Source organism: Mycetohabitans rhizoxinica HKI 454, assembly GCF_000198775.1.
GTDB lineage: Bacteria > Pseudomonadota > Gammaproteobacteria > Burkholderiales > Burkholderiaceae > Mycetohabitans > Mycetohabitans rhizoxinica.
Map to the genome: position 1 here is coordinate 839,079 of NC_014722.1, position 23,771 is coordinate 862,849.

Sequence of the window (23,771 nt, forward strand, 5' to 3'; positions counted from 1 at the left end):
GAGCCGCAGCGGCGACATGGCATGATCAAGTTATAGTCTGGTCAGCACGCCGGCAATGCAGGCTGCCAGCGTCGTTTCCCGCTACAATTCGTAGGCGGTGCGGCTCGCATCGCGTTTGAGCTAACGGTAGGGATTCGATGGAAGTTCACAAGGAAGTTGACGCGCGGGGGCTGAACTGCCCCTTGCCGATCTTGCGTGCGAAGAAAGCGCTGGCCGACATGCAGAGTGGCCAGATCCTGAAAGTGCTGGCGACGGATCCCGGCTCGCAGCGAGATTTCGCCGCGTTTGCAAAGCAGACCGGCAACGAGCTAGTGGAAACCAGCACGGGCGCTGACAGGACATTCGTGTTCCTGATGCGTCGGCGCTGAGTAGCAAACGCGCCGCAAGCTGCGGCGCCGTGCCGCGGCGTTAGCCTTCGAGTACCGGCGAGCGGGTGCGTAGGTATTCGGCGAACTCGTCGCGAACCTCCGGGTGCTGCAGCGCGAACTCGATTGTTGCCTTTAGGTAGCCGAGCTTGCTGCCGCAGTCGAAGCGCGTGCCGTGGTACTTGTACGCGAGCACCTGCTCGTCGCCGAGCAGCGACTGGATCGCATCGGTCAATTGCAATTCACCGCCCGCGCCTGGCTTCAGTGCACGCAAGTGACTGAAGATGCGCGGCTTGAGCACATAGCGGCCGACCACGCCAAAATTGGATGGCGCGACCTCCGGGGCTGGCTTCTCGACGATGCCTGACATCTTGACGATGTTGTCTTCCCATTCCTTGCCGTCGACGATGCCGTACGACTTCGTTTCCTCGTGCGGCACTTCCTCGATGCCGATCACCGAGCTGTGGTAGTGATCGAATACGTCGATCATTTGCTTCATCACGGGCGGGCGACCGTACAGCAGATCGTCGGCGAGGATGACCGCGAACGGGTTATCGCCGACGAGTTTTTCTGCGCACAGCACCGCATGCCCGAGCCCGAGCGCCTCGGGCTGGCGAACGTAGAAGCAGTCAACGTGGCTGGGCTTGATTCCGCGCACTAGCTCGAGCAACTTGTCCTTGCCGCGAGCCTCGAGTTCCGCTTCGATCTCATACGACTTGTCAAAGTGATCCTCAATCGCGCGCTTGCTGCGGCCTGTCACGAAAATCATTTCGGTGATACCTGCGGCAATCGCTTCCTCAACCGCATACTGAATCAGCGGCTTGTCGACCACTGGAAGCATTTCTTTCGGGCTCGCCTTGGTGGCTGGGAGGAACCGCGTGCCAAGACCTGCCACGGGAAACACTGCCTTAGTAACTTTGAGCATCTTCGATTACCTTGTTCGTTTCCGGTTGTACTACGTTAGCCCGATATTGGGAAAATGAACAGCGCGACAAAAAATATCGCCCTGTCATAGCAGATAACCCTGCACTTTATGCCGGAAGCCGCTCGAGTTGGGTGGTCAGTTTTGCCAACCTCGACTCAAAATCTGCCAATCTTTTGCGCTCCTGGTCAACGACGGCGGCCGGTGCGCGAGCCACAAAACGCTCGTTTTGCAGCTTCGTATTGCATTTGGCCAGTTCGTCGCCGATGCGGCTGATTTCGCGGGTCAGTCGCTCACGTTCGGCGGCAACGTCGATCTCGACCTTCAGTACCAGCTTGCTCGAGCCGACAAGGGCGACAGGCGCGCCATGCGCCTGCTGGTCGAGCGCGGCTTCGTCTGCGAGCACCTGGACTTGCGACAACCGCGCGAGCGCTTGGGCATAGGGTGCGAATTCGCGCAGGCGCGTGGCATCGCCGGCCGCCACCAGCGGTACGCGGGTGGCGGGCGACAGGTTCATCTCACCGCGTAAATTACGACATGCATCGACTACTGCCTTCAGTTCGGTAACCCACTGTTCCGCCTGCTCGTCGATCTTCGATGGTGTGCTGCGTGGATAGGGCTGCATCATCACGGAGGCGTCGCCGGCCGCGGTCCCGGCCGGGTACCGGCCCGCCAGCGGCGCGACTTTCTGCCACAACGCCTCGGTAATGAACGGCATCAGCGGATGCGCGAGCCGCAGGATTGTCTCGAGCACCCTGAGCAGCGTACGCCGCGTGCCGCGCTGCTGCGCCGGCGTGCCGGTCTGCAACTGGACTTTGGCCAATTCGACGTACCAGTCGCAATACTCATCCCAGACGAACTTGTAGATCGCGTTTGCAATGTTGTCGAAGCGGTAGTCGGCAAAGCCCTTCTCGACATCGGCCTCGACCCGTTGCAACAGCGATACGAGCCACCGGTCGGCGGGCGAAAAATCGAGCGTGCCGTGCGGCCCGCAATCGCCTTGGCACGGCGCGATACCGCAATCATGCCCCTCGCAATTCATTAGCACGAAGCGCGTGGCGTTCCACAATTTATTGCAGAAGTTGCGATAGCCTTCGCAGCGCGCCAGATCGAAGCTCACGTTGCGCCCGAGCGTGGCCATCGATGCCATCGTGAAGCGCAGCGCGTCGGTGCCGTAGGCAGGAATCCCGTCCGGGAACGCTTTGCGCGTCTTTTGCTCGATCGATGCCGCCTGCTTCGGATTCATCAACCCGGTTACGCGCTTGGCGACGAGCGTCTCTAGGTCGATGCCGTCAACGATGTCGATCGGATCGAGCGTGTTGCCGCGGCTCTTGGACATCTTCTGGCCTTCAGCGTCGCGCACCAGGCCGTGCACATACACGGTGTGGAACGGCACCTTGCCGGTGAAATGGGTGGTCATCATCACCATTCGGGCGACCCAGAAGAAGATGATGTCGAAGCCCGTTACCAGCACCGACGAGGGTAGGAAGTGCTCGAGTTCCGGCGTCGATTGGGGCCATCCAAGCGAGGAGAACGGCACGAGCGCGGACGAGAACCACGTGTCGAGCACGTCCTCGTCGCGCTTGAGCGCGCCGTTATAGCCCTGAGCACGGGCCTGTGCTAGGGCATCGGCTTCGCTGTGTGCGACGAACACCTGCCCATCATCCGCATACCAGGCGGGAATCTGGTGGCCCCACCAGAGTTGGCGCGAGATGCACCAGTCCTGAATGTTCTCCAGCCACTGGTAGTACGTGGTGGTCCAGTTTTCCGGCACGAACTTGATTTGGCCGCGGCGCACCACGTCCAGCGAGGTTTGCGCGATCGACTTGCCCGGATGCAGTGTGCCTTCGGGCGCCGGCTGGCTCATCGCGACGAACCACTGATCGGTGAGCATCGGCTCGATGATTGATTGCGTGCGATCACCACGCGGCACGACCAGCCGGTGCGGCTTGACCGACTCGAGTAGGCCGAGCGCGTCCAGGTCTGCGACGATGCGCTCGCGCGCGTCAAAGCGATCCAGCCCGCGGTAGGCGGCCGGTGCGTTGTCGTTAATCTTCGCATCGAGCGTGAGCACGACGATCTGCGGCAGTCCATGGCGTTGCCCGACCTGGTAGTCGTTGAAATCGTGTGCTGGCGTGACCTTGACCACACCGGTGCCGAACTCGCGTTCCACATAGTCATCGGCGATCACCGGGATCTCGCGTCCGACCAGCGGCAGCGTGACGGTCTTGCCGACCAGCGCCGCGTAACGCTCGTCCTGCGGATGGACCATGACCGCGACGTCACCGAGCATCGTCTCGGGCCGTGTGGTCGCCACGGTTAGGTGGCCGGAGCCGTCAGTGAGCGGATAGCGGATGTGCCACAGCTTGCCGTCTTCCTCCTCGCTGACCACCTCCAGGTCCGACACCGCGGTCCTTAGCTTCGGATCCCAGTTCACGAGCCGTTTGCCGCGGTAGATCAGCCCTTGCTGGTAGAGGCGCACGAACACGTCGGTGACGACGCGGGACATGCGCTCATCCATCGTGAAATACTCGCGTGACCAGTCGGTCGATGCGCCGAGCCGCCGGATCTGCCGCGTGATCGTGGAGCCCGATTCCTGTTTCCATTGCCAGACGCGCTCGATGAAGCGCTCCCGCCCCAGCTCGTGCCGTGATTGCTTTTGCGCGTCGAGTTGGCGTTCCACGACGATTTGCGTGGCAATGCCCGCGTGGTCCGTGCCGGGCACCCACAACGTGTTCTCGCCGCGCATCCGGTGGTAGCGTGCCAAGCCATCCATGATAGTCTGGTTAAACGCGTGGCCCATGTGCAGCGTGCCGGTCACGTTCGGCGGTGGCAGCTGAATCGCGAAGTCGGGTCGCTGCGGGTCTAGGGTTGCCTTCGCGTAGCCACGCTTTTCCCATTCTGGGCCCCAATACGCCTCGATCGTCGAAGGCTCAAAACTTTTTGCAAGCGTGGTATTGCTGTCGCTCATTGTCGAAATCTGCCGGAAAGACGGTGAAAATGCGGTCGAATAGATCGTTACAGTAAATTATAAGGGAGCTGGCGATGCACGGGCGCCGGTTGCGCCGCCGCGCGGCGCGGCACCTGCCGCCGTGGGACGGCGCATACTGGGTGCATTCCCCGCCTGCTGGACCGATCACGGCCGTATAATGGCAAGCTTGTTGTGACCAAGGCCGCTCATGTCCGATTTGCTTGCCAACCTGAATCCCGAACAATATGCAGCGGTGACGCTGCCAAATGAACCGGCCCTGATTCTTGCCGGCGCGGGCAGCGGCAAGACGCGCGTGCTAATTACCCGCATTGCATGGTTGATCTCGCGCGGCGAGGCGAGCCCCGCTGGCATCCTGGCCGTCACCTTCACAAACAAGGCGGCGCGCGAGATGCTGATCCGTTTGGACGCGATGCTGCCGATCAATACGCGCGGCATGTGGATCGGCACGTTCCACGGATTGTGCAACCGCATGCTGCGCGCCCATTACCGCGATGCCGGGTTGCCGCAGGCCTTCCAGATTCTGGACACAGCAGACCAGTTGTCGGCGATCAAGCGGCTGATGAAGGGTCTGAACATCGACGACGAGAAATATCCGCCAAAGAGCCTACAGTACTTCATCAACAACGCGAAGGAGCAAGGGTTGAGGCCCGAGCAGGTCGATGCGAGCGATAATTTCAATCGCAAGTGCGTCGAGCTGTATGCCGCCTACGAGCAACAATGCCAGCGCGAGGGGGTCGTCGACTTTGCGGAATTGCTGCTGCGCTGCCATGAACTGCTGCAACGCAATCCGACGCTGCGGGCGCATTACCAGGCCCGTTTCCGGCATATCCTGGTCGACGAGTTCCAGGACACCAACAAGCTACAGTACGCGTGGCTGAAGCTGCTGGCCGGCGGGCACAATGCGATATTCGCGGTCGGCGACGATGACCAGTCGATTTACGCATTCCGCGGCGCCAACGTGGGCAACATGCTCGATTTCGAGCGCGAGTTCAACGTCCGGCATCTGATCAAGCTCGAGCAGAACTATCGTTCGCACGGCAATATTCTCGATGCCGCTAATGCGCTGATTGCGCATAATTCAAAACGGCTTGGCAAGAACCTGCGTACCGATGCCGGCCACGGCGAGCCGGTGCGGGTCTATGAGGCGACGACCGATTCGCAGGAGGCCGGCTGGATCGTCGAGGAAATCCGCGCCCTGATCGACACGGGCCTGTCGCGCGACGAGATCGCGGTACTTTATCGCAGCAACGCGCAGTCGCGCGTGGTCGAGCACACGCTGGTCAATGCCGGGATCGCGTACCGGGTCTACGGCGGGCTGCGCTTTTTCGAGCGCCAGGAAGTCAAGCATGCGCTTGCGTACCTGCGGCTGATCGACAATCCGAGCGATGACACCGCATTTGCGCGGGTGGTCAATTTTCCGGCCCGTGGCATTGGCGCACGCTCGCTTGAGCAACTGGCCGATGCCGCGCGGCTGTACAACTGCTCAATGGCACAGGCGATTCCCTATGTGACCGGCAAGGCCGGCCAGGCGCTGGGCGGGTTTCTTGCTCTGATTGAGCGGATGCGTGGCGAGACCCGTGCGATGAGCTTGCCGGAGACGGTCGAGGCGGTGATCCGGCTCAGCGGGCTGGAGCAATTCTATGCCAACGACCGTGAAGGCCAGGAGCGTATCGAGAACTTGCAGGAGCTGGTCAACGCGGCCAGCGCATTCGTATCCGAGGAGGGCTATGGCCTCGATACGCCGGCGCGCTCGATTCCGCTGGCGCCGGGTGCAAGCCGCGCTGCCGCGCTGCGGGGGCCGGACGATGACGGGGAGCAGGCCGTGCTGGATGCGCCGCGCATTGACGCACCGGCGCAGAATCCCGACCAGATGACGCCGCTTGCCGGCTTCCTGTCGCATGCGTCGCTCGAGGCGGGCGACAATCAGGCGCAGGCCGGTGAGCACGCGGTGCAATTGATGACGGTGCATGCCGCCAAGGGGCTCGAGTTTGCCGCCGTGTTCATCACCGGACTCGAGGAAGGCTTGTTCCCGCATGAGAACAGCGTGACGGAACAGGATGGGCTCGAGGAAGAGCGGCGCCTGATGTACGTTGCAATCACGCGCGCCAAGGAGCGGCTCTATCTGTCGTTCGCCCAAAGCCGGATGCTGCACGGCCAGACGCGTTACAACGTGCGCTCGCGTTTTTTCGACGAATTACCGGCTGGGGTGTTGAAGTGGCTCACCCCCAAGTTAGAGCCCGGCTCACGCTGGGGTCAGCGTGCCGGTTTCGGCGACAACGCTGGATGGGGCCGCGATTGGTTCGGCCGCGGCGGCCGGCGCGACGACGCGCCGTATGGCAATGCGCGCTTTGACGACGGTGCACCGGCGCCGGCGTTCGCGGACCAGCAGCGCGCCGCGCAAAGCGGCTTCCGGATCGGCCAACCCGTGTTTCACGCGAAATTCGGCGAGGGTACGATCACCGCGCTGGAGGGGGGCGGCACGGACGCGAAGGCGCAGGTCGCCTTCAAGCGGCACGGCACCAAATGGCTTGCGCTCGCGGTCGCGAAACTGCAGTCGGTATGACGAACGGATAGCGGTGAGGGCGACGGGCTGGCAGCGGTGAAGGCGATGGGCCGGCAGCGGTGAGAGCGACAGACTGGCAGCGGTGGTGGTGACGGACCGGCAGCGGTGGACGCGCAGGGCCGTGGCACGCACGCGGCGGCGCTGCCGTGAGCGTCGCGACGGCTTACTCGGTCGGCGGCGGACCAGTGGGCTGCTCGACGCCGAAACAGCCGCGATAGGTTGCGTAGAACGAGCAATAGATCATTGTCCACAGGATTACGCTGACGGGCAACAGCGCGGTCAACGCGCCGCTTGTCAGGCCGAACGCGCTCAGCACGAAACCGAGCACCAGCGACACACCCATCAGGACCGCAAGCCACGTGGCCAGGTAGACGAGGAACGCGCCGCGGTTGCGCCAGCAGGCCACGAAGCTGAAGAACATCGCCTTGACGGGCGGCACGCGATGCCAGGCGGTCAGCAGCGGCGCGAACCAAAACAGCATCATTGTGGGCACGTAAAATACGAAGCCGAGCGCGATACTGGAAAGGAACATGCCGCTGGAGGCGACGTCGTCATCCGGCTTTGCCTCGCTGACGACGGTTTTCAGCAGCGAACCGCCGTCGATCAGTGACGTCAGGAACAGGCTCGCGGTGACCAGCACCAGGTAGATTAGCCCGAGTTGCAACAGCTGCCGCGCGACGGCGCCGCCATGCGCGCGAAAGCCGGTAAACAGCGCGAGCGGTAACACGTGCTTGCCGGCGATCACGTCGCGGCACGCGCTCATGAACCCGACGGACAAACCTGGCGCGAGCATTAGCCACAGCGCGGAGCCGACTACCGGCACATGCGCGACGAGCATCATCGAGAACAAATAGGTGAAGAAGATCGCCAGGAAGCTCAGCGGGTTCTTGCGGAATAGCCAGATGCCTTGGCGGAACCAGACATAGCCGGATTTTGTGGGTGCCTCGATTAGTCGCATAGGAGAGTGGTCAAACCCACGGTAACGCGTCTGCGCCGATACGCTCGCGCAACACACGCTCGAAATGAGCGGGGTCGTGCGGCTTGAGCAGGTGAGCGTCGCGTGGCAAGTAAAAGTCATAGAGCCGGGATAGCCAGAAGCGCAACGCACCGGCACGCAGCATGTCGCGCCAATGCTGTGTCTCGGTCGGCGTGAACGGCCGTACGGTCTGGTACGCGCGCAGCAATGCCTGTGTCCGCGCATCATCCAGGCGACCGGTGTCCAGGTCGATGCACCAGTCGTTGACGGTCACGGCGACATCGAACAGCCACTTGTCGCAGCCGGCGAAATAGAAGTCGAAGAAGCCGCCGAGCGTGTCACGTCCGTCGCACGACGCGAACAGCACGTTATCGCGGAACAGATCGCAGTGGCATGGCCCGCCGGGCAGCGCCGCGTAGCCGGACGACGCGAAGAACGCCTGATGATACGCCAATTCGCTGACCAGCAATCGGTGCTGCGCATCGGTCACGTAGGGCAACACCGCCGGGATATTGTCTCGCCACCAGGATAGGCCGCGCAAATTCGGCTGGTGCATCGGAAAATCGCGTCCGGCAACATGCATCCGCGCCAGCATGTGTCCGACTTCGGTGCAGTGTGTGACCTGCGGCGCCAGCCGCGGCGAGCCTTCCAGCCGCGTCACGATCGCGGCGGGCTTATCCATCAGCATGCCGAACAACGCGCCGTCGTCGCGGCGCATCGGGTCGGGCACCGGCACGTGATGCGCTGCTAGATGCCGCATCAATTCCAGGTAGAACGGCAACTCGTGCGCGGCGAGCTTTTCGAAGATCGTCAGCACGTACTCGCCAGTGGTTGTCGTCAAGAAAAAATTGCTGTTTTCGATTCCAGACGTAATGCCGCGGAAATCGATGATCTCGCCTATTGCGTAGTGCTGAACCCAGGCGGCGAGCTGGGCTTCGGGGACGGCGGTGAAAACGGCCATGCAGACGTCATTGGACAGGTTGAAGGTTGCCGCCGCTAGCGTGAGGCGGCAGGGGGGCCGCGTGCGGCTGATATCGATTGCCGGCCGCCGAGTCGGTCAGTACTTGAGTTGCAAGGACGGCAGCCGCGTAGAAGGCTTGCCGCTCTCATGCACTTGCGGCGAGACATCCGGCGAGGCGCTCATCTGATAGCGCGTGCCGAAATTCGAATGGACCTGGATTTCGACCGGCTTGCCACGATCGCGATATTCGGTGATCGATGTGCCGTTCGGACTCTTTTCGTAGAAGCTCGGCGTGCGGGGCGCGTTCAATTGCACTGTCGAATGCGCGACGCCGGCAGGCCGGTTGATTTCTGTCAGATTCGGCAAGCCGACGGCCTCGTTTGCATCCTGCGACGCGGCGGTGGCCGGCGTCGCCGCCGCGTCCGGTTGTGGTGCGCTTGCCGCAGCGACCATTGTGGCGGCCAGCGCCAAGGTAGCCGGCACCAGTACGGTCGCGAACCGGGCTGCGCCGCGAGGGGGTGCGCCAAGCGCAATGTGGAACGGCTTCATGACAGTTCTCCGAGACGGTAAGGCAATTTTATCAAACCAGCGTGCGTCATAGACGCCAGCGTGACGCTGTCGCCGCGGTTTTTTTGTGCCCCGCATCGCTGCCATGTTTCGTGATAATGTGGATTGGCTCCGGTCGGCACGGGCCCGCTGCGCTCCTGCACCCAGGCCGTCACGTCTGCTCCGAGGAAATCGAATAATGAATATGATCAACGCGTCTGCTACGTTTTGCACCGAAGCCTTCGACGATCCCGCCGCGGCCGTCGAGCGGCTGTCCGCCATTTATGCTGCCAGCAGTGCGTCGCTGCGCGATGCATTCGAACAGTATCGGCGTGGTGAGCGCATCGAGGCACGTATCCGCGCCTGTTATCCGTTCGTGCGGATCCGCACGAACGTCAATACGCATATCGATTCACGCCACTCGTATGGCTTCGTCGCGGGCCCCGGCGTCTATGAAACCACAGTAACCCGGCCAGACTTGTTCGCCGACTACTATCGCGAACAACTGAGACTGCTCGTGAAGAACCATGAGGCGTCGATCGAGATCGGGGTGTCGCAGCAGCCCATACCGATCCACTTTGCGTTTGCGGAAGGCATCTACTTGGAGGGCGAGCTAGACGTGGACCGCCTGCGGCAGATGCGCGACATCTTCGATACGCCGGATTTGTCGCTGTTGGATGACCGTATTGTCAACGGCACGTACGAGACGCCGCCTGGCGAACCGCACCCGCTGGCCCTATTCACAGCGGCGCGAGTGGACTTTTCGTTGCACCGGCTGCGTCACTATACGGCGACGTCGCCGGCTCACTTTCAGAATTACGTGCTGTATACGAATTACCAGTTCTACATCGACCAGTTCGTCAAGCTTGGCCGTTCATTAATGGCGCGTGCCGACGATGCGCGTGAGCGCGCGTATCGCAGCGAATACGTCGCGTTTGTCGAGCCCGGCGACGTGATCACATACAACGCGAACCTGGGGGAGCAGCCGGAACAGGGGCTGCCGGTGGCGCGCATGCCGCAGATGCCTGCGTACCACTTGAAGCGCGCCGACGGCAGCGGCATTACGATGATTAATATCGGCGTGGGGCCGTCCAATGCGAAGACGATCACTGATCACGTCGCGGTGCTGCGCCCGCACGCGTGGATCATGCTCGGGCACTGCGCCGGCTTGCGCAATACGCAGCGGCTCGGGGACTACGTACTCGCGCATGGCTATGTGCGCGAGGACCACGTGCTCGACGACGACTTGCCGCTGTGGGTACCAGTGCCCGCGTTGGCCGAGGTGCAGGTGGCACTGGAGCGAGCTGTCGCACAGGTCACGCGGCTCGAGGGCGCCGAGCTTAAGCGCGTGATGCGCACCGGCACGGTCGCCACCACGGATAATCGCAACTGGGAACTGCGCGATCATCACGAACCGGTGCTGCGGCTGTCGCAGAGCCGGGCAGTCGCGCTCGACATGGAGAGCGCGACGATCGCGGCGAATGGCTTTCGCTTCCGCGTGCCGTATGGCACGTTGCTGTGCGTGTCTGACAAGCCGCTGCACGGCGAACTGAAGTTGCCGGGCATGGCGGATCGGTTCTACCGTGCGCAGGTGGACCAGCACCTGCAGATCGGCGTGAAGGCGATGGAGTTGCTGCGCACCAACGGACTGGACCAGCTGCACAGCCGCAAGCTGCGCAGCTTTGCTGAGGTGGCATTTCAGTAGTCCAGCCTTATGGGGCGGGGGACTGGCGCCCCCCGCCAGCTTTGCTTTGTCTAACTTGTCTAGGGTTGTCTAACTTGCACGCTTGATCGGCACGGGCGAAACACGTTCGACCTCCCGAGCTTTTGTGTAGTGTGCCGTCATTCCTTCGGTCGTGTGGCCGGCCAGCGCCTGGGCTGTTGCGGCACCTTTCAGGCGTTTCAGGTCGGTTAATGCCTTGGCCCGCAGATCGTGGAAATGCAGTCCAATCAGATATTTCGGATCGGGTGCGATCCCTTTTTCATTGCAGCCGTCCTCGTAAGCTTTTCTCGCGCGTTGACAGCCGCGTTTCCAGCCAGAATAAGCCCCAATATAGGTGAAGCGACTGCCTTTGTGTGTGCAGATGACTGGTCCAATGGCCGTAACCTTTCCACCACGTGCTAGATCGAGCGTGTCCTTCAACTCGGGTGTCATTTCGATGAGTAATCGCACGCCACTACTATTGACCGTTTTGCTGGGATGAAAATAGATCCCTTCGTCAGTGACATCCTGCCAGTTGAGCGCAAGCAAGTCGCCAATCCGCTGGGCGGTTTGGTAAGCCAGATCAATCAAGCAAAGAATGGAACGAGAAGAGGAATGCAGGTTCTTCCCTGACTCGACAATGGCGGCTCTGATTGCTTCCAGTTCAGCGTCTGTAATGTACCGATCGCGCTTTTTTTCTTTGGCTGCGCCAATTTCTCGGGCTGGGTTCCGATCGCGTAATCCTTTCCGAATGGCGTGCATGAAGATCAACGACAACAACGCTTTGTACTTGTTGCTGCTGTTCGGCTTGTCGTGAAAGTGCTTGTCGAGAAAGCGCGCGACATCTGCAGGGCGCACGTCCTCAATTAGCCATTGAGGGCCAAATTCCTGGCGAATCAGACTGAGCATCTTGGCATAATTTGAGCGTGTCTTTGGGGCATAGTCAGGAAGCTTCTTTTGCACCCAATCGTCGATTAGAGCAGGCATCGTATTGGCTGCTGACCGCGAACTGTCCGATGCGCGCGTATATTTAGCCAGTTTCTCGTACAAGCATGCGATCCCTTCGGTGGTACGACATAGTTTGTGCCACTTTCGTTTGATATCCACGAACCACCATGTGCCATGCTTCTCGTACACGCGAGCGGGCAAATGAGATGGAATTTTGCGACGCCCAATCACACTATAGCTCCCATATCGGATGTCAATTGCGGACGCTTGCGTTGCTTGCTTGGCTGTGCGATGCCGGTTATATGGTGGCGCCAAACGCGCACACTGCCATCGGGGCGCCGATCGGCCGGGATACCCGCTTTCTGTAGCGCGGTAAGTTGCCGGCACGGCTGACGGTAGCCGGTGGCTTCAATGATTTCTTGTTCGGTAAGGGTCAGTGAGTCCATAATGCCTTTGAGCCAATGCCTCTATATCACTCTCCATCTCCAGCAGGGACAGGTGTTGTTCCAGGTGTCATCCTGGGATGCTGCGTGTGCATTGCATAGAGCGATGCATGCCATTGCGTCATCTACCACACTGCGTGTCATTCCGCATTCCCGCGCATTGGCATGAGTTGTCATTGCTCTGTCTAAAAGAACGGGCGCACGTACTGGTTGCCCGCCCGTAAGTGCCGCAAGGTCCGTCACTTCATCCTCGCGTTGCCGGACACGTGTACGTCCTCGCACACTCGCGCACTGCCGAACACAATAAATCGATCATCGATAAGTTCGAATTTCTTGACAATGGTCATACCTTCACCGTTCGGGTTGTTCATGGTGCCGATTCTCCTTGGGCAAACGGGCGGTTGTCTCACCAAAGCATGAGACATCTGCGTTACGGCTTGATTTCGAGGCGTTGGCTGTGTTCGAGCCGACAGCCCGGCACGCCGCTCCCGTCTTTGATTGCCTGTGCGATCAACTTTTTGTCTGGCTTTGGTTGTGGAGGTGGCGGGTCTGTCATGTACGCCATTGGAACTTGGCGCTCGTCATCGATGACGACCTTGGCAGGATTCTCACGCACGGTAAGCTTGAGGTACGGACATTCAAGCTTTTGCACGCCGCTCATCAGCATGTTTTGCAGCAGATATGCTCTGATTCGCTCTGCACGATTTGCGTATTTTTGCGCGCGCATCTGCATTTCTTCAATTGCAACTTGAATCTGTTCGGCCGACGTTTCAAGGTTGCGAATCAAGAACGCAATGTTTTGAGCTTTAGTAATGAATTCCCCGCTGATTGATTCAAGCGTGTCTGCTACGGTTTGCTCATCGAGATCAAGTTCCACCAATCTATCGGCCGCATGTCGATACTCATTGGCAATTTGGTATAAGGTCAGGTCACTCACGTCAACTCCTTAAAAGGGGATGTCGCCATCCGTGTCCAACGAGCTGTCAGCGCCAGGTGTAGGGTCGCCTGGCTGGGAGGCTTGTCCCGCCACGCGCTTCAACGGACGATGGCGAAGCGCCAAAATCATCTTTGAGAGTTGTGTCGGTTCGACCTTTTTATCGAGGATTTCTCCAGCCATCAATCCGCTCGAGGCTTCAAAAAAGGCGGCGGGCACGACTTTGGTTCCGATGCTTCCGTCCTTTTTTAGATAGTCCTCGGTTTCAAACAAAATGCCTACCTGCTTGTTCATAAGATCCTTGAACACCTCGGCGTCAAAATCCTGAACGCTGTTCGTTTCCCGGTCCCACTTCTTTACGATGGCGTGAGAGGGCGTGATGCTCTTGATACGCAGGCACGCCATCAGCGCTTGTAACTGCTTGAAGCCGAACAGTGGTTCGCCTTGTGCTTTCATGGTCCAAAGCGTGAAATTTGCGCTCAAGCGTTCTGGTGTCTCGAACGTGAAGTCGATGCCACGGGTGCCTTTGGCACTCGTCACGTCTTCTGCTCGGGTGAATATCCCCACATACTTTCCAATGTCAGTGATGCGTCCACTGCGTTCATCGGCTTGACGTGCTGCGTTTGGATCGAGTGCATACATGATGTGTTTCCGTTCAGGCGGTTTCGGTCAGTTCATAGAAGGCGGTGATGGCGTGATCGACCGCCGACAGGTCATTCGGAATACGGTCCGATTCGAACAATCCCATCGGACTTTTAACGGTGTCACGTCCGTTGTTACGCGTGGTGAAGGTGTATTCGCCATCGGTCACGTCGGTGCGCAGCACGATGGTGAACATCCCTTCGATCGTGATCTTCTCGTCTAACATCTTTCCGATCGTCTTGATCTTCGTGGTGCCTGACTGATCTTCTTCGGTGTGGCTGAGCACATAAACGCGCACGTCATCGGGCAGCGTGCCAGCAGCGCAAAGCACGTCCCATGCGTGGCGGCCAATTTCGGTAAACTTGTCAAATCCACGTTCGTCGCTGCGGCGCATGAATTCGTTGGCGAGCATGTACTGGAAGTCGTCCAGCACAATGACCTTGCGCCTGGTGTGCTGCATGACCGTGACAATCTTTTGGGATTGATCCGACACGAAGATGTTGCCCGCCTTGTCCTTCGTGTGATAAGTCCATCCTGCTGCGCGAAAAGGCAGCGGCTTACGGATGGTCTGAATCAACAGGGTGTGTGCTGGGTCCATCTTGCAGAGGGCGGTAGACTTTCCGGTTCCGCTCTGACCGAGAATCAGCGTTGCGATGCTCATTTTCGACTCCTTGCGATTCGTGCCATTGAAGAAATTCCTGTAATTCCTGTTGCTGTCGGTAGTCGGGGCCGTGATCAGTGGTCATGTGCTTTCTCGTGTCAAGGGCGGCAGGATTCAGGATGCCCCGATGCATCTGCGAACGCCGCGGGGAAGGGGACAGATTTGTGCTATGCTGCGTGATATCTGGCTCTGTTTCTGATATTTCGCCATGACCGCCATCGCCTTTGACACACTGAAATTTGCTAACCGGCTCAAGACGGCCGGTGTGCCACCCGCACAGGCTGAAGCGGAGGCCGAGGTGTTTGCGGATATCTTCGAAGCCAACCTCAACCAGCTTGTGACTAAAGCAGACCTGCACGCTGAGCTGGAAAAACTTGAGAGCCGCCTGGATGTCCACATGGACAGGCATTTGACTGACTTGGAAACCAAGATAGACAAGCGCTTTGCCGAGATGGATAGACGTTTGGCCGTTTTGGATGCCAAGGTGGACAAGGGATTCGCGGAGGTCAAGAGCGAGCTTGATAAAAGGTTCGCGGAAGTCAGGGGCGACCTTGATAAGAGGTTTGCGGAAGCCAAAGGCGAAGCGTTGCTCCTCAAATGGATGCTCGGTGTGACGGTTGCTAGCACGACATCTCTCCTAATCAGATCGTTTTTCTGAAGAAGTAACCTTTTTGCCCAAACGGCATGAGGCGCACGCTGTTACCTATCGAGATTCACAACAATCAATACGCCTAGCGTGATTGCAAAGCATGCGAGCGCGACGGCGCTATCCGACATTCCAGACCGAAGGAGCATCCGATCCCACAGCGGCGGGGTGATGTCCTTGGCATCGTTTAGGCCAGCGGGGTGCTTGCTTTCTGCGCTGATCGTTATCTTGCTCATCTCAGTGCGTCCTTTCTAAATTTTTGACATCGCAGATAGCTTCTGTTTCTGCATCCTCGAGCATCGTGTCCAGCACAATGCTTTTGACCATCGCGCCAAACTGAGCGTCGCCCATCAGCCATGCGGTGCGCAGCGCTTCGCCGTGCTTCGACTGCATCGCGCTATGCATCCCGCCCACGATGTCGTCATACGTCAGCCTGTTGACCTTGCTTGCGAACTTCTCTTTGGCGATGGACGCGATGAGTTCATCACGCTCCGTCTCGGCGTCTGCGCGCTCGTCCATTTCGGCCTTTTCGCGGGCGTAGCGGTAGTCACGAAGCTGGTCTATATCTGCATAGAGGGTCATAGCTGCCTCCTTTACCTATTGATAAGTGCTGCGTATCGAAGGAACAGTGGTTAATCAACGCTATACGGTATGCACTACTAATTTTGTATCGCTCGGCTTGAAGCTTAGGTACTTGTTGTGTTCAGTAAATGACGCTGTAGCCGGGCGCTACTCTGACGTATTGGGAGACGAACCTATGCTTTCTTTGTCGCGCGCCTGTTTTCTAAGCCGCACAACGCCATTTACTCAACATTGGATTGAATACAACCGCCGGGCACCGCGGCCACTCCTGATGCTGGCAGTTCCGGGTTTCTCCGGCGGTCGAGTATCGCTTCCGTGACCTTTGTCGCTTCCTGCTCTCCGGTAGCCAATACTTCGGCCTAGCGCGGGGCTTCTGGCGTCACGTTTCGGCCAAGCGATAGGGCCGGCATGGCGAGTCCCTTCTGGGAGGCACATGCATGACTTCGATTGTTAAAGATCGCCGGAGAACTACCGGGGCACCTTGTGCTGTTGAGTAACTATAGCAATATGCTAAACTCATAGCAAGAAAAATTTTGCCAAGAGCTAAAATTTATATACAAGAAAGCCCGCACTCAGCGGGCCATTTGTGGGCTAGGGCTAACTATCTAGGCACCTGCAAGCAAAGGATTGAGCGATGCGCCTCCTCATGGCCTCCTCTCTGGTGGTGGGTGCTCGGTTGTTTCCGAATCGACGGCTAGCATAGCGGCGCGAAGGCACATCTTCACGTGTTCCAGTTGCCGCAGTACTTCGCATGTCTCGCACGGACTTTCAGTTGGCTTGTTCGCTTGGCCCTCTATGGCATATAGGACTGTTCGTTTACTCTCAGCTGTCACTATGTGCTCCCCATTTTCCCAGTTTCGTTAACAATGGAAATGAAGGAGCGGGCGCGTTCTTGGGGTCTATGGCAATCGATGTTACTTTGTCTTTTTTTTCGACTGCCCAACGCTTGGGGCGCCCCGCTGCGAGCGTAGGATATAGTTTACGCCAGCAATCACCATCTCACGTTGTGCGCCTCCTACTTGGTCAATTTCAATCAGGCGTTCGATCGTATCCCGCATACCCCCCGAGATATTCAAAAGAGTTTCGGCAAGTAACCTAGCTCGACGCTCACGGGCTGAACCAAACACAAGTGGTTGATTCGCTTCTGCAACCTGGGGGTTGACAAAATCATCATCATGTGATTGGTCCATCCATCCTTCCGCTTCTCCGATGGCTTTCTCTATGCGCCGCGCTATGTCATCTCCCATTGAGCGTTGTCGCCCCGTCTTGCTGTTCGGCTGTGCTGTCTTTACTTGACTTAAGTAGGCAGGTGATACACCTGCGGCCTCCGCAAGCTGCGTCTGTGAGCCGTTCATGCGCTCAATCGCCAGCAACAGGTTGCTCCGCCTAATCTCTGCAATCGTCTTCATGGCGCATATTGCATAGCGTTGAGATAACAAAGGAAATGTGCCTATTGCTATTGATATGTATTTAGCAATTTGCTATATTGCGGCGTGGATTTTAAAGCATACCTTTTTGAGAAGCGCGGTCGCCTAGCCGATCTCAGCCGAAAAATCGGCGCTCATGCCTCTGACGTTAGTCGGTGGGCTTCAGGCTATCGACCTATACCTGTTCAGTTTGGGTGGCCGATTGAGCGCGAGACTGGGGGCCTCGTTACACGCGAAGAATTATTCCCCGACAAGTGGCGAGAAATTTGGCCTGAACTTGCAGTAAAAACCATCAATAGAAAGATGCCGTGATAACCATTTAGCGAGACGTTTTACGCAGATTGCAGGTCTCGCTGCGCTGCAAATTTGTGGGTAAATCTCCCAATATTAGACGCTCCTTTTTAAGCTTGGCGTTTCAGCGCCAAGCTTAAACGTTGGTCCTGACAAGCGCTGACAAGAGAGGTTGTCGATGAGAGTCACCGGGGGGGAAGAACGCCTACTGACTGTCGGGGCCGGAGAAAGTACACAGGATTTCACTAAAGTCACGATGCCGTTGAAGCTACCGAGTAATCGGTCATGGCATACCAAAAATTTTCCTCGAAACAACGACACAACACGAGACAAACGATTTGACGTGAGATGCATCGATGCAGCGAGAACTGAACTTAAAGCCGGAGATGCAGCGCGTGGACATACGCTGCATCGACGCGCAACCGTCGCTGACAGCGGCCATCCGCCTGTGTCAGCAGATGTCCGGTTTGGACGACAAGAAGATCGTCGGAAAGCAGGGCATCGTCGCCGACGTGGCGCAGTGGTCGCGCATCACCAGAAGCGGCCAACATTACTTCCCCCAGGACAAGCTAAACGCCTTCATGGACTTGTGCGGCAACGAGGCGCCGTTGATCTGGCTGGCCCGGTCGCGAGGGTATGACCTTACCCCGCTTGAGACCGAGATGGAGCGGCGTCTGCGCCTGGAGCGCGAGAAAACCGACGAACTCGAGCGGGAAAACATGCTGCTCAAGAAGCTGCTGACGGGGAGGATGGAATGAAAAAAGCTCATTGCACATTGATTGAAATACAGGCTTTTGCTGCCGCTTGCGTGGTCAACCTCTCAGGCTGGTGCCGGTTGCACGCGCAGCCCAAGCGCGCGCGACGTCACCATGCTTGAACAGTCGAAACTGACGACATAAGCGTCGCACATCATAGACGGTTGAATGGAGCTAAGCATGGCCCGTGCACGAAACATCAAGCCCGGCATTATGGAAAACGAGGATTTAGCCGAGTTGGATCCGTTTGCCCGACTCCTTTTCATTTATCTGTGGATGCTGGCGGATCGCGAAGGCCGTCTTGAAGATCGACCGAAGAAGATCAAAGTGAAAGCGCTGCCGTATGACGATGTGGACGCGGATGCACTGCTTAATAGCTTGCAGTCCAAGGGTTTCATTGTGCGGTACACCGTCTCTGGCGTCGGATACATTCAAATTCTGACGTTTTTGAAGCATCAGAAGCCGCACTCGAACGAAACGCCGAGCGAGATACCACCTTGGAGCCAAGGACTTGCTACCAAGGTAGACAGTCCTTGTGACCTTGGGGTGAAGGACTGCGCACCCAAGCAACAAGCACTTGGCCCTTGTATCTCTGATTCTCTGATTGACGGATTGACTGATTGTCTGATCCCTAGTAAAACCCTTTTACCCCCGACTGCGTCGGAGGCGCCCTCAAAAAAGCTTAAAGCGGAAAAGCCGCCTGTGCCGACAACCGGGATCTGGCACGCCTACGCGACTGCTTACCAGCGCCGATACGGCGCGTTGCCGGTGCGTAACGCGAAGGTCAATGGCCAGCTATCGCGGCTGTTGCAGCGCCTTGGCAAGGAGGAAGCGCCGGGTGTAGCCGCTTGGTACGTGGACAGCAATAAGCGCTACTACGTGCAAAAGATGCATCCGGTGGACTGCCTGCTGGCCGACGCGGAAGCGTTGAGGACGGAATGGGTGACAAATCGCAGGGTGACAGAGACGCAGGCACGCGAGGCGGATCGGTTGCAGGCGACGGGTGATATGTGGACGCGAATCCTGCGGGATGCGGAGGCGGTCAATGGCGGCGGCTGACTTGATCCAGGCGGTGGCGGCCACGGCCGAATTGTGCGGCACAAACCTGAGCGAAGCGGCAGCCAAGATGCTGGTGGCTGATCTGGCGGCGTTTGACGAGCAAGCAGTGATTGTTGCGTTGTCGAAATGTAGACGCGAGATCAAAGGCCGGCTAACGCTCGCGGAGATCCTGTCACGGATTGACGATGGCCGTCCAGGGCCGCAGGAGGCATGGGCAACGTTGCCGCGTGACGCCAATGCGACGGTCATGATGACCGACGAGATGGCGCAGGCCTGGGGCCTCGTGCGCAACCTCCTGAGCGAAGGGGAACAGGTGGCGGCTCGTATGGCGTTCTTGGAAGCATACACGAGGCTAGTGACGGACGCGCGCAACGCAGCCAAGCCCGTCAGATGGTTTGCATCGCTGGGGCTCGACAAGGACGAACAACGGGCGGTTATCACGCGTGCGGTTGAGACGGGCCGTTTGACGCCCGAGCACGCCAAGGCGCTACTGCCCGCACCCGTAGACGGACCGGTGAGACAGTTCCTGTTGACCGGAAACGCAGCCCCCTTGCTCGCGGTGCAATCACCAGCGGACCGGGCGGCTGCGCTGGATAACCTTGGCGAGATAAAGAAAATTATGGCTCGCGTCTGTAAAGCGAAAGAAGCGAAAGCATGAACGGCAACAGGTAACTGTAGCGGCTCGTGCATCCCATATTGCAAGCAATAAGGGTAACGGAAGTGGAAAAACATGAACGGAGATAACCAGGCGCTGCATGAGTTTTGTTTGCGCTGGGTTGAGTGGAGCAGGACGCGGCGACTTTATGCACCATTGCGGCCGAAAAATATTTTGCTACGGCTTAGAGAACCGGCAGGGCTGGGCGATGAGCGTGATGCGGAACTAGATGTTGCGCTGAATTTATTCAACATGGCGTTGAAGGCATACCCAGAAGGGCGATCCAAACAGGCGTTCATGGCATTCTATTTGGGCCACGTCCGCCCGATTAAACGAGCAGCCTATGAACTGGGCTACTCGCGCATGGGTTTTTTCAAAGCCGTGCGCCGGGTGCGGGAGAATGTGTATGCAGCCTCACACCGCTTGATGCGAGATCGGGAGCAGGTCTGAAACTTTGATTCGCTTTGCTGCTCATCGGTACACCTCGCGGCGGTTTCCGATTCGCACAACGAGAATGCGCAAAGTACCGTCCTCGATATTAGCAATAATTCTGCAATCCCCGACACGGTATTTCCAGAAAGCCCCCAAGCGCGAACCTTTGAGGGCTTCGCCAATGCTGCGAGGGGTCGTCCATTACGGATACACGCTCATGTAGAAAGGCCAGGTATAMCGGCGGGCATATTTGCGGGTCAAGTTCCTTAAGATTCTTGCGTGCCAGGCTCGATAATTCMMYCYWCCATGCCATAGTGTTTCATTACTTGTTCGAGCGGTGCGGTATCAGATTTTCCCGCGCGGATCGCTTCAAGCTCACGCTCGGCCAAGTACAAATCCTCAAGGTCGTCGAGATGTTCGCAAATCGCCTCGGTGATGTAAAAGCTCTTGGTGCGCCCGGTCAGTTCGGCCAGGTTCTTCAACCAGGCTTCCACATCGCTAGGCAGTCGAATTGAAAGGGCCATAGCGCTCTGCTCCTTGGATAGTGTGATACAAGTATCGTACAAGGCTGGGCGAAGCGCAAGCTTTTTTGTCTAGAAAACGGTGCATTTTTAGGTGCTGCATGATGATTGTGGTGAGCTATGCCTTTGTCTTGCTTCTCAAATCAGACGTATTCAGATAATTGATCCCGATAAAAAACGAAATGTAACAGAATGTAATAAATGTAAACTTTTTAGTTTACTTAATAAAAGTTTACATTTTCCCCAGTTTTTTGTATCGTTTGTGAAAGGCTGGATTTTGACGTCCAGACGAAACAACGGGTTGAAAGGCGCGATTTCTAAGCCCTGAGCCGGGTTAATCGGCCAGGGCTTTTTTGTTGACCGACTCATCGGCCATCCAGACCGTCAGGTCGTAGGCCAGGACAAGCCGTTGAGTGTCCGCAACAACCCCGGCAGTGCGTCAAGCTTTGATTCTCACGGCAAGGACGCACCGCTGACCCGGCGTGAAGGGTATGAACGTGTAGTAGCCACCAAAAAGTTGTCATAAAAGCGAAAGCCCCGAACCGTTAGCAGCGGTTGGGGCTTTCTTGTTTCCACCCCTTGCCGTAACCAAGAGGAAGAACCTTGTTCAAGTATACGCCGAAACGACAGGAGATTAAATGAAAAAATTCACCTTACCCCCCATTAACGTCACCGCCCCTAGAATTAATTGGAATTTTCCACCGCAGATTTCCAACGCTCCAGTGGCATGTCCACAATTACCTCATGTTGATGCCAATCGCAAACAATTTACATGTCCCCATCTTCTATATAGTCGAGTAAAGGACCTGGACCACCATATAGCATCACTATCCCCCGACGCTGATTTTATCATCAGCCAGTTAACAGACGATGACCAAATTAAATTTTCAGAAAACATCGAAAAAATTAGAGTTTTGAAGCAACAAGTAAGCGAATCCAAAGCACAAGCTGACCAAAAATTAATTGAATACGTCAACAGATTTAAGCTCCAGAATATTTACAACCACCCAAGCGACAATACTGAGGAAAAGAGACTAGATCGCTTAAGCGTTACGCTTTCTGTGCTGGGAGAACATTTTTTCTATCAAGAATGGGAAAATAACTATGCTAAAGCTCGACGCCACGAAATTGATGTTAAGTTTCAACTGGCTGAAACCTATCAACGTCTGATGCCGACACTCAAAGAAGCTTACCTATCAAAATTTTACCATAATTTTCTCAATTTCCCGAGTCGTAGCCGTGATGCAGCCAAAACAATGTTAGACTGGATTGGAGCTCGTAATTTGCATGACGGATTTCTTGACAATAAAGTAGAAATAATTATTAGTGACAGTTTTCTTACTCACCCAGGATCGCAATTTGGCCATGTCGCAATCAATATTGGTGGCGTAATCTATGGTAGAGCGCCAGCTGCTTGGGATATTCGTGGTAAGGAGGCTTATATGGAAAAACAACAGCTCGGGCGAAGCAGCATTGGATATGTAATTCAATTAAGCGAAGAAGATAAAATAAAATTGTTTCGCTCTGTGATCAATAAAATCGTGGAAGATAAAAAATATAGCGTTCTTGATCATAGTTGTTCTATTGAGATCGTCAAGTCTTTCGCTGATATTGGTATTAACGTTGTTGATCCGCGTTGGACTGTTGGAACAATATATTCTCCAGCTGATATTGATAATTTTCTAAAGCATTCAAAATCGGTCATCCAGGTGAATTCATACCCAAAGAATTAGCGTGTCTATGGTTATGAAAAGAATATTTAATCAAATATCTTCTCATCGCCAACCATTAGATAGCCCTTAAATCCATTTTCACATTCCGTCCAATGAAAGCCGTATACTTTACCGTGCGACATACGCTGACTGATACGACAAGCTGTACCTTCTGGAACAGTCATCTCCGAAGTCTGATTAACATCTGAATACAAAACGACTTCTTGTTTAGCTATTTTTTCTGGGCCAAACGAGGGTGCACATCCAGCCACGACAAGCGTTACTATAAGTAAGCGTAACGCTTTTTTGATCGGCCGCCGAACCTGAGAATTTAAGGTTTCTCGGGAGGGCCATCCTCGATAAATCATGGGGTTCCCTTTAAAGTACAGGATACTTGAAAATAGCACGCTAACATCATCATACTAGCACTAGCTAAGGCTTTTCGTATCACACGCACGCATAGCACCGTGCCGCCAGTCAGCGAAGCTTACCTCGCCGTCAGCATCTGAGCTTTACCCACAAGTCCGGTTGTAACTGGATTGGACGGTGTTAACTTTGGTTCATTCTGTTGATGCAGCGGCAGCGGATTGGCGATCGGGGACGACACGGCGGATGCATGGATTGGCGCTCGCCATTCTGCATCTCGTGCTCTGCCGCAAGTGCGAGGAAAGCAGAGCGCGACAGCTTCCGTTCTTGTGCCGCGGAATCAATTTTTTGCACCAAGCGCTCGGGTAAGCTGATATTGAGCCGCACCGCCTTTGCGTTGATTTTGGAAAGATCGATGTCGAATAACATCCAAACGCCCCCCTTGTATTCGGGATGTTGCGTCAGCGCTTCGAGTGGCGAGGGCTCTGGAATCGAGCCTTCATCGCCGTCGAAATGCGCTTCGACCGCTTCTTGGACAGCAACTGGCAGCTCGGTCCAGTTGTCTGCCGCAGCGAAGCAGCCGGGGAAATCCGGGAATGTGACACCATGGGCATGCTTGGCGTCGCCCACATGGACATAGAGTGGGTAGAGCATAGGTTTCCTCTCAAAA

General features: G+C 56.9%; 28 protein-coding genes. 10 read left to right on the top strand and 18 right to left on the bottom strand.

Annotated features, from left to right (window positions below):
• The first annotated feature begins 137 nt into the window (after positions 1-137).
• Positions 138-368 carry a sulfurtransferase TusA family protein gene (locus tag RBRH_RS03775; protein WP_013434650.1) on the top strand — a complete coding sequence of 77 codons (231 nt, stop codon included), beginning with the start codon at positions 138-140 and terminating at the stop codon, positions 366-368.
• Positions 369-408: 40 nt separating this feature from the next.
• On the opposite strand, the gene galU is transcribed toward RBRH_RS03775, so the two are convergent.
• Positions 409-1,290, bottom strand: coding sequence for a UTP--glucose-1-phosphate uridylyltransferase GalU (gene galU / locus RBRH_RS03780; protein WP_013434651.1), 882 nt, complete (start codon positions 1,288-1,290; stop codon positions 409-411).
• Between the two features lie 106 nt (positions 1,291-1,396).
• On the bottom strand, positions 1,397-4,258 hold the full coding sequence (locus tag RBRH_RS03785) for a valine--tRNA ligase (protein WP_013434653.1): 2,862 nt from the start codon (positions 4,256-4,258) through the stop codon (positions 1,397-1,399).
• A gap of 208 nt (positions 4,259-4,466) precedes the next feature.
• Here RBRH_RS03785 and RBRH_RS03790 point away from each other — a divergent pair, with 208 nt between their 5' ends.
• Positions 4,467-6,842, top strand: a complete 2,376-nt coding sequence (locus RBRH_RS03790) for a UvrD-helicase domain-containing protein (RefSeq protein WP_013434654.1) — start codon at positions 4,467-4,469, stop codon at positions 6,840-6,842.
• A 163-nt stretch (positions 6,843-7,005) separates the two neighbouring features.
• On the opposite strand, the gene RBRH_RS03795 is transcribed toward RBRH_RS03790, so the two are convergent.
• The 3 genes from RBRH_RS03795 to RBRH_RS03805 form a co-directional block, all read right to left on the bottom strand.
• The gene (locus tag RBRH_RS03795; protein ID WP_041753209.1) at positions 7,006-7,800 is read right to left on the bottom strand and encodes a BPSS1780 family membrane protein; all 795 of its coding nucleotides are present in this window, start codon (positions 7,798-7,800) and stop codon (positions 7,006-7,008) included.
• 10 nt (positions 7,801-7,810) lie between these two features.
• Positions 7,811-8,779 (bottom strand): homoserine kinase, encoded by a 969-nt coding sequence (locus tag RBRH_RS03800; protein ID WP_013434656.1) that lies wholly within the window; start codon positions 8,777-8,779, stop codon positions 7,811-7,813.
• 96 nt (positions 8,780-8,875) lie between these two features.
• Positions 8,876-9,232, bottom strand: coding sequence for a hypothetical protein (locus RBRH_RS03805; protein ID WP_049786444.1), 357 nt, complete (start codon positions 9,230-9,232; stop codon positions 8,876-8,878).
• 292 nt (positions 9,233-9,524) lie between these two features.
• On the opposite strand from RBRH_RS03805, the gene RBRH_RS03810 reads away from it, so the two are divergent.
• Positions 9,525-11,030 (top strand): AMP nucleosidase, encoded by a 1,506-nt coding sequence (locus RBRH_RS03810; RefSeq protein ID WP_013434659.1) that lies wholly within the window; start codon positions 9,525-9,527, stop codon positions 11,028-11,030.
• Positions 11,031-11,099: 69 nt separating this feature from the next.
• Here the strand turns inward: RBRH_RS03810 and RBRH_RS03815 are convergent, their stop codons facing one another.
• From RBRH_RS03815 to RBRH_RS03835, 6 genes are all read right to left on the bottom strand, one after another.
• Positions 11,100-12,077 (bottom strand): tyrosine-type recombinase/integrase, encoded by a 978-nt coding sequence (locus RBRH_RS03815; RefSeq protein WP_232509331.1) that lies wholly within the window; start codon positions 12,075-12,077, stop codon positions 11,100-11,102.
• 125 nt (positions 12,078-12,202) lie between these two features.
• The gene (locus RBRH_RS03820) at positions 12,203-12,421 is read right to left on the bottom strand and encodes a DUF4224 domain-containing protein (protein WP_013434661.1); all 219 of its coding nucleotides are present in this window, start codon (positions 12,419-12,421) and stop codon (positions 12,203-12,205) included.
• A 236-nt stretch (positions 12,422-12,657) separates the two neighbouring features.
• Positions 12,658-12,789: a hypothetical protein gene (locus tag RBRH_RS20885; RefSeq protein WP_269764290.1), complete on the bottom strand. Its 132-nt coding sequence runs from the start codon at positions 12,787-12,789 to the stop codon at positions 12,658-12,660.
• Between the two features lie 59 nt (positions 12,790-12,848).
• Positions 12,849-13,355, bottom strand: coding sequence for a siphovirus Gp157 family protein (locus RBRH_RS03825; RefSeq protein ID WP_013434662.1), 507 nt, complete (start codon positions 13,353-13,355; stop codon positions 12,849-12,851).
• A 9-nt stretch (positions 13,356-13,364) separates the two neighbouring features.
• On the bottom strand, positions 13,365-13,994 hold the full coding sequence (locus tag RBRH_RS03830) for a hypothetical protein (protein WP_013434663.1): 630 nt from the start codon (positions 13,992-13,994) through the stop codon (positions 13,365-13,367).
• A gap of 13 nt (positions 13,995-14,007) precedes the next feature.
• Entirely contained in the window at positions 14,008-14,655 is a 648-nt protein-coding gene (locus RBRH_RS03835; RefSeq protein WP_013434664.1) for an AAA family ATPase, read from the bottom strand.
• A gap of 208 nt (positions 14,656-14,863) precedes the next feature.
• Here RBRH_RS03835 and RBRH_RS03840 point away from each other — a divergent pair, with 208 nt between their 5' ends.
• Entirely contained in the window at positions 14,864-15,313 is a 450-nt protein-coding gene (locus RBRH_RS03840) for a coiled-coil domain-containing protein (RefSeq protein WP_013434665.1), read from the top strand.
• Between the two features lie 41 nt (positions 15,314-15,354).
• On the opposite strand, the gene RBRH_RS03845 is transcribed toward RBRH_RS03840, so the two are convergent.
• From RBRH_RS03845 to RBRH_RS16160, 3 genes are all read right to left on the bottom strand, one after another.
• Positions 15,355-15,537, bottom strand: a complete 183-nt coding sequence (locus tag RBRH_RS03845; RefSeq protein ID WP_041753211.1) for a hypothetical protein — start codon at positions 15,535-15,537, stop codon at positions 15,355-15,357.
• Between the two features lies 1 nt (position 15,538).
• Positions 15,539-15,883 carry a hypothetical protein gene (locus RBRH_RS03850; protein ID WP_013434666.1) on the bottom strand — a complete coding sequence of 115 codons (345 nt, stop codon included), beginning with the start codon at positions 15,881-15,883 and terminating at the stop codon, positions 15,539-15,541.
• Between the two features lie 914 nt (positions 15,884-16,797).
• Positions 16,798-17,292, bottom strand: a complete 495-nt coding sequence (locus tag RBRH_RS16160; RefSeq protein WP_049786355.1) for a helix-turn-helix domain-containing protein — start codon at positions 17,290-17,292, stop codon at positions 16,798-16,800.
• Between the two features lie 84 nt (positions 17,293-17,376).
• On the opposite strand from RBRH_RS16160, the gene RBRH_RS16995 reads away from it, so the two are divergent.
• The 5 genes from RBRH_RS16995 (at position 17,377) to RBRH_RS16165 (ending at position 20,520) form a co-directional block, all read left to right on the top strand.
• Complete coding sequence (locus RBRH_RS16995) at positions 17,377-17,622, top strand: transcriptional regulator (protein WP_157864337.1); 246 nt, start codon at positions 17,377-17,379, stop codon at positions 17,620-17,622.
• A 335-nt stretch (positions 17,623-17,957) separates the two neighbouring features.
• Positions 17,958-18,359: a hypothetical protein gene (locus RBRH_RS03860; RefSeq protein ID WP_013434669.1), complete on the top strand. Its 402-nt coding sequence runs from the start codon at positions 17,958-17,960 to the stop codon at positions 18,357-18,359.
• A gap of 165 nt (positions 18,360-18,524) precedes the next feature.
• Positions 18,525-19,415: a hypothetical protein gene (locus RBRH_RS19745; protein WP_013434671.1), complete on the top strand. Its 891-nt coding sequence runs from the start codon at positions 18,525-18,527 to the stop codon at positions 19,413-19,415.
• The gene (locus tag RBRH_RS03875) at positions 19,402-20,073 is read left to right on the top strand and encodes a hypothetical protein (protein WP_049786356.1); all 672 of its coding nucleotides are present in this window, start codon (positions 19,402-19,404) and stop codon (positions 20,071-20,073) included. Before RBRH_RS19745 ends, RBRH_RS03875 begins: the two co-directional genes overlap by 14 nt.
• A gap of 72 nt (positions 20,074-20,145) precedes the next feature.
• Positions 20,146-20,520: a hypothetical protein gene (locus tag RBRH_RS16165; RefSeq protein WP_013434673.1), complete on the top strand. Its 375-nt coding sequence runs from the start codon at positions 20,146-20,148 to the stop codon at positions 20,518-20,520.
• Positions 20,521-20,541: 21 nt separating this feature from the next.
• On the opposite strand, the gene RBRH_RS21260 is transcribed toward RBRH_RS16165, so the two are convergent.
• Positions 20,542-20,658, bottom strand: a complete 117-nt coding sequence (locus RBRH_RS21260; RefSeq protein WP_013434674.1) for a type II toxin-antitoxin system RelE family toxin — start codon at positions 20,656-20,658, stop codon at positions 20,542-20,544.
• Positions 20,659-20,768: 110 nt separating this feature from the next.
• Positions 20,769-21,026 (bottom strand): type II toxin-antitoxin system RelB family antitoxin, encoded by a 258-nt coding sequence (relB, locus tag RBRH_RS03885; protein WP_049786357.1) that lies wholly within the window; start codon positions 21,024-21,026, stop codon positions 20,769-20,771.
• 635 nt (positions 21,027-21,661) lie between these two features.
• Between relB and RBRH_RS18640 the strand changes: the two genes are divergently transcribed.
• Complete coding sequence (locus RBRH_RS18640) at positions 21,662-22,756, top strand: hypothetical protein (protein ID WP_013434677.1); 1,095 nt, start codon at positions 21,662-21,664, stop codon at positions 22,754-22,756.
• A 26-nt stretch (positions 22,757-22,782) separates the two neighbouring features.
• Here the strand turns inward: RBRH_RS18640 and RBRH_RS18645 are convergent, their stop codons facing one another.
• Positions 22,783-23,103, bottom strand: coding sequence for a hypothetical protein (locus RBRH_RS18645; protein WP_157864338.1), 321 nt, complete (start codon positions 23,101-23,103; stop codon positions 22,783-22,785).
• Positions 23,104-23,284: 181 nt separating this feature from the next.
• Positions 23,285-23,755, bottom strand: a complete 471-nt coding sequence (locus tag RBRH_RS03895) for a type II toxin-antitoxin system HicB family antitoxin (protein WP_013434678.1) — start codon at positions 23,753-23,755, stop codon at positions 23,285-23,287.
• Positions 23,756-23,771 lie beyond the last annotated feature (16 nt).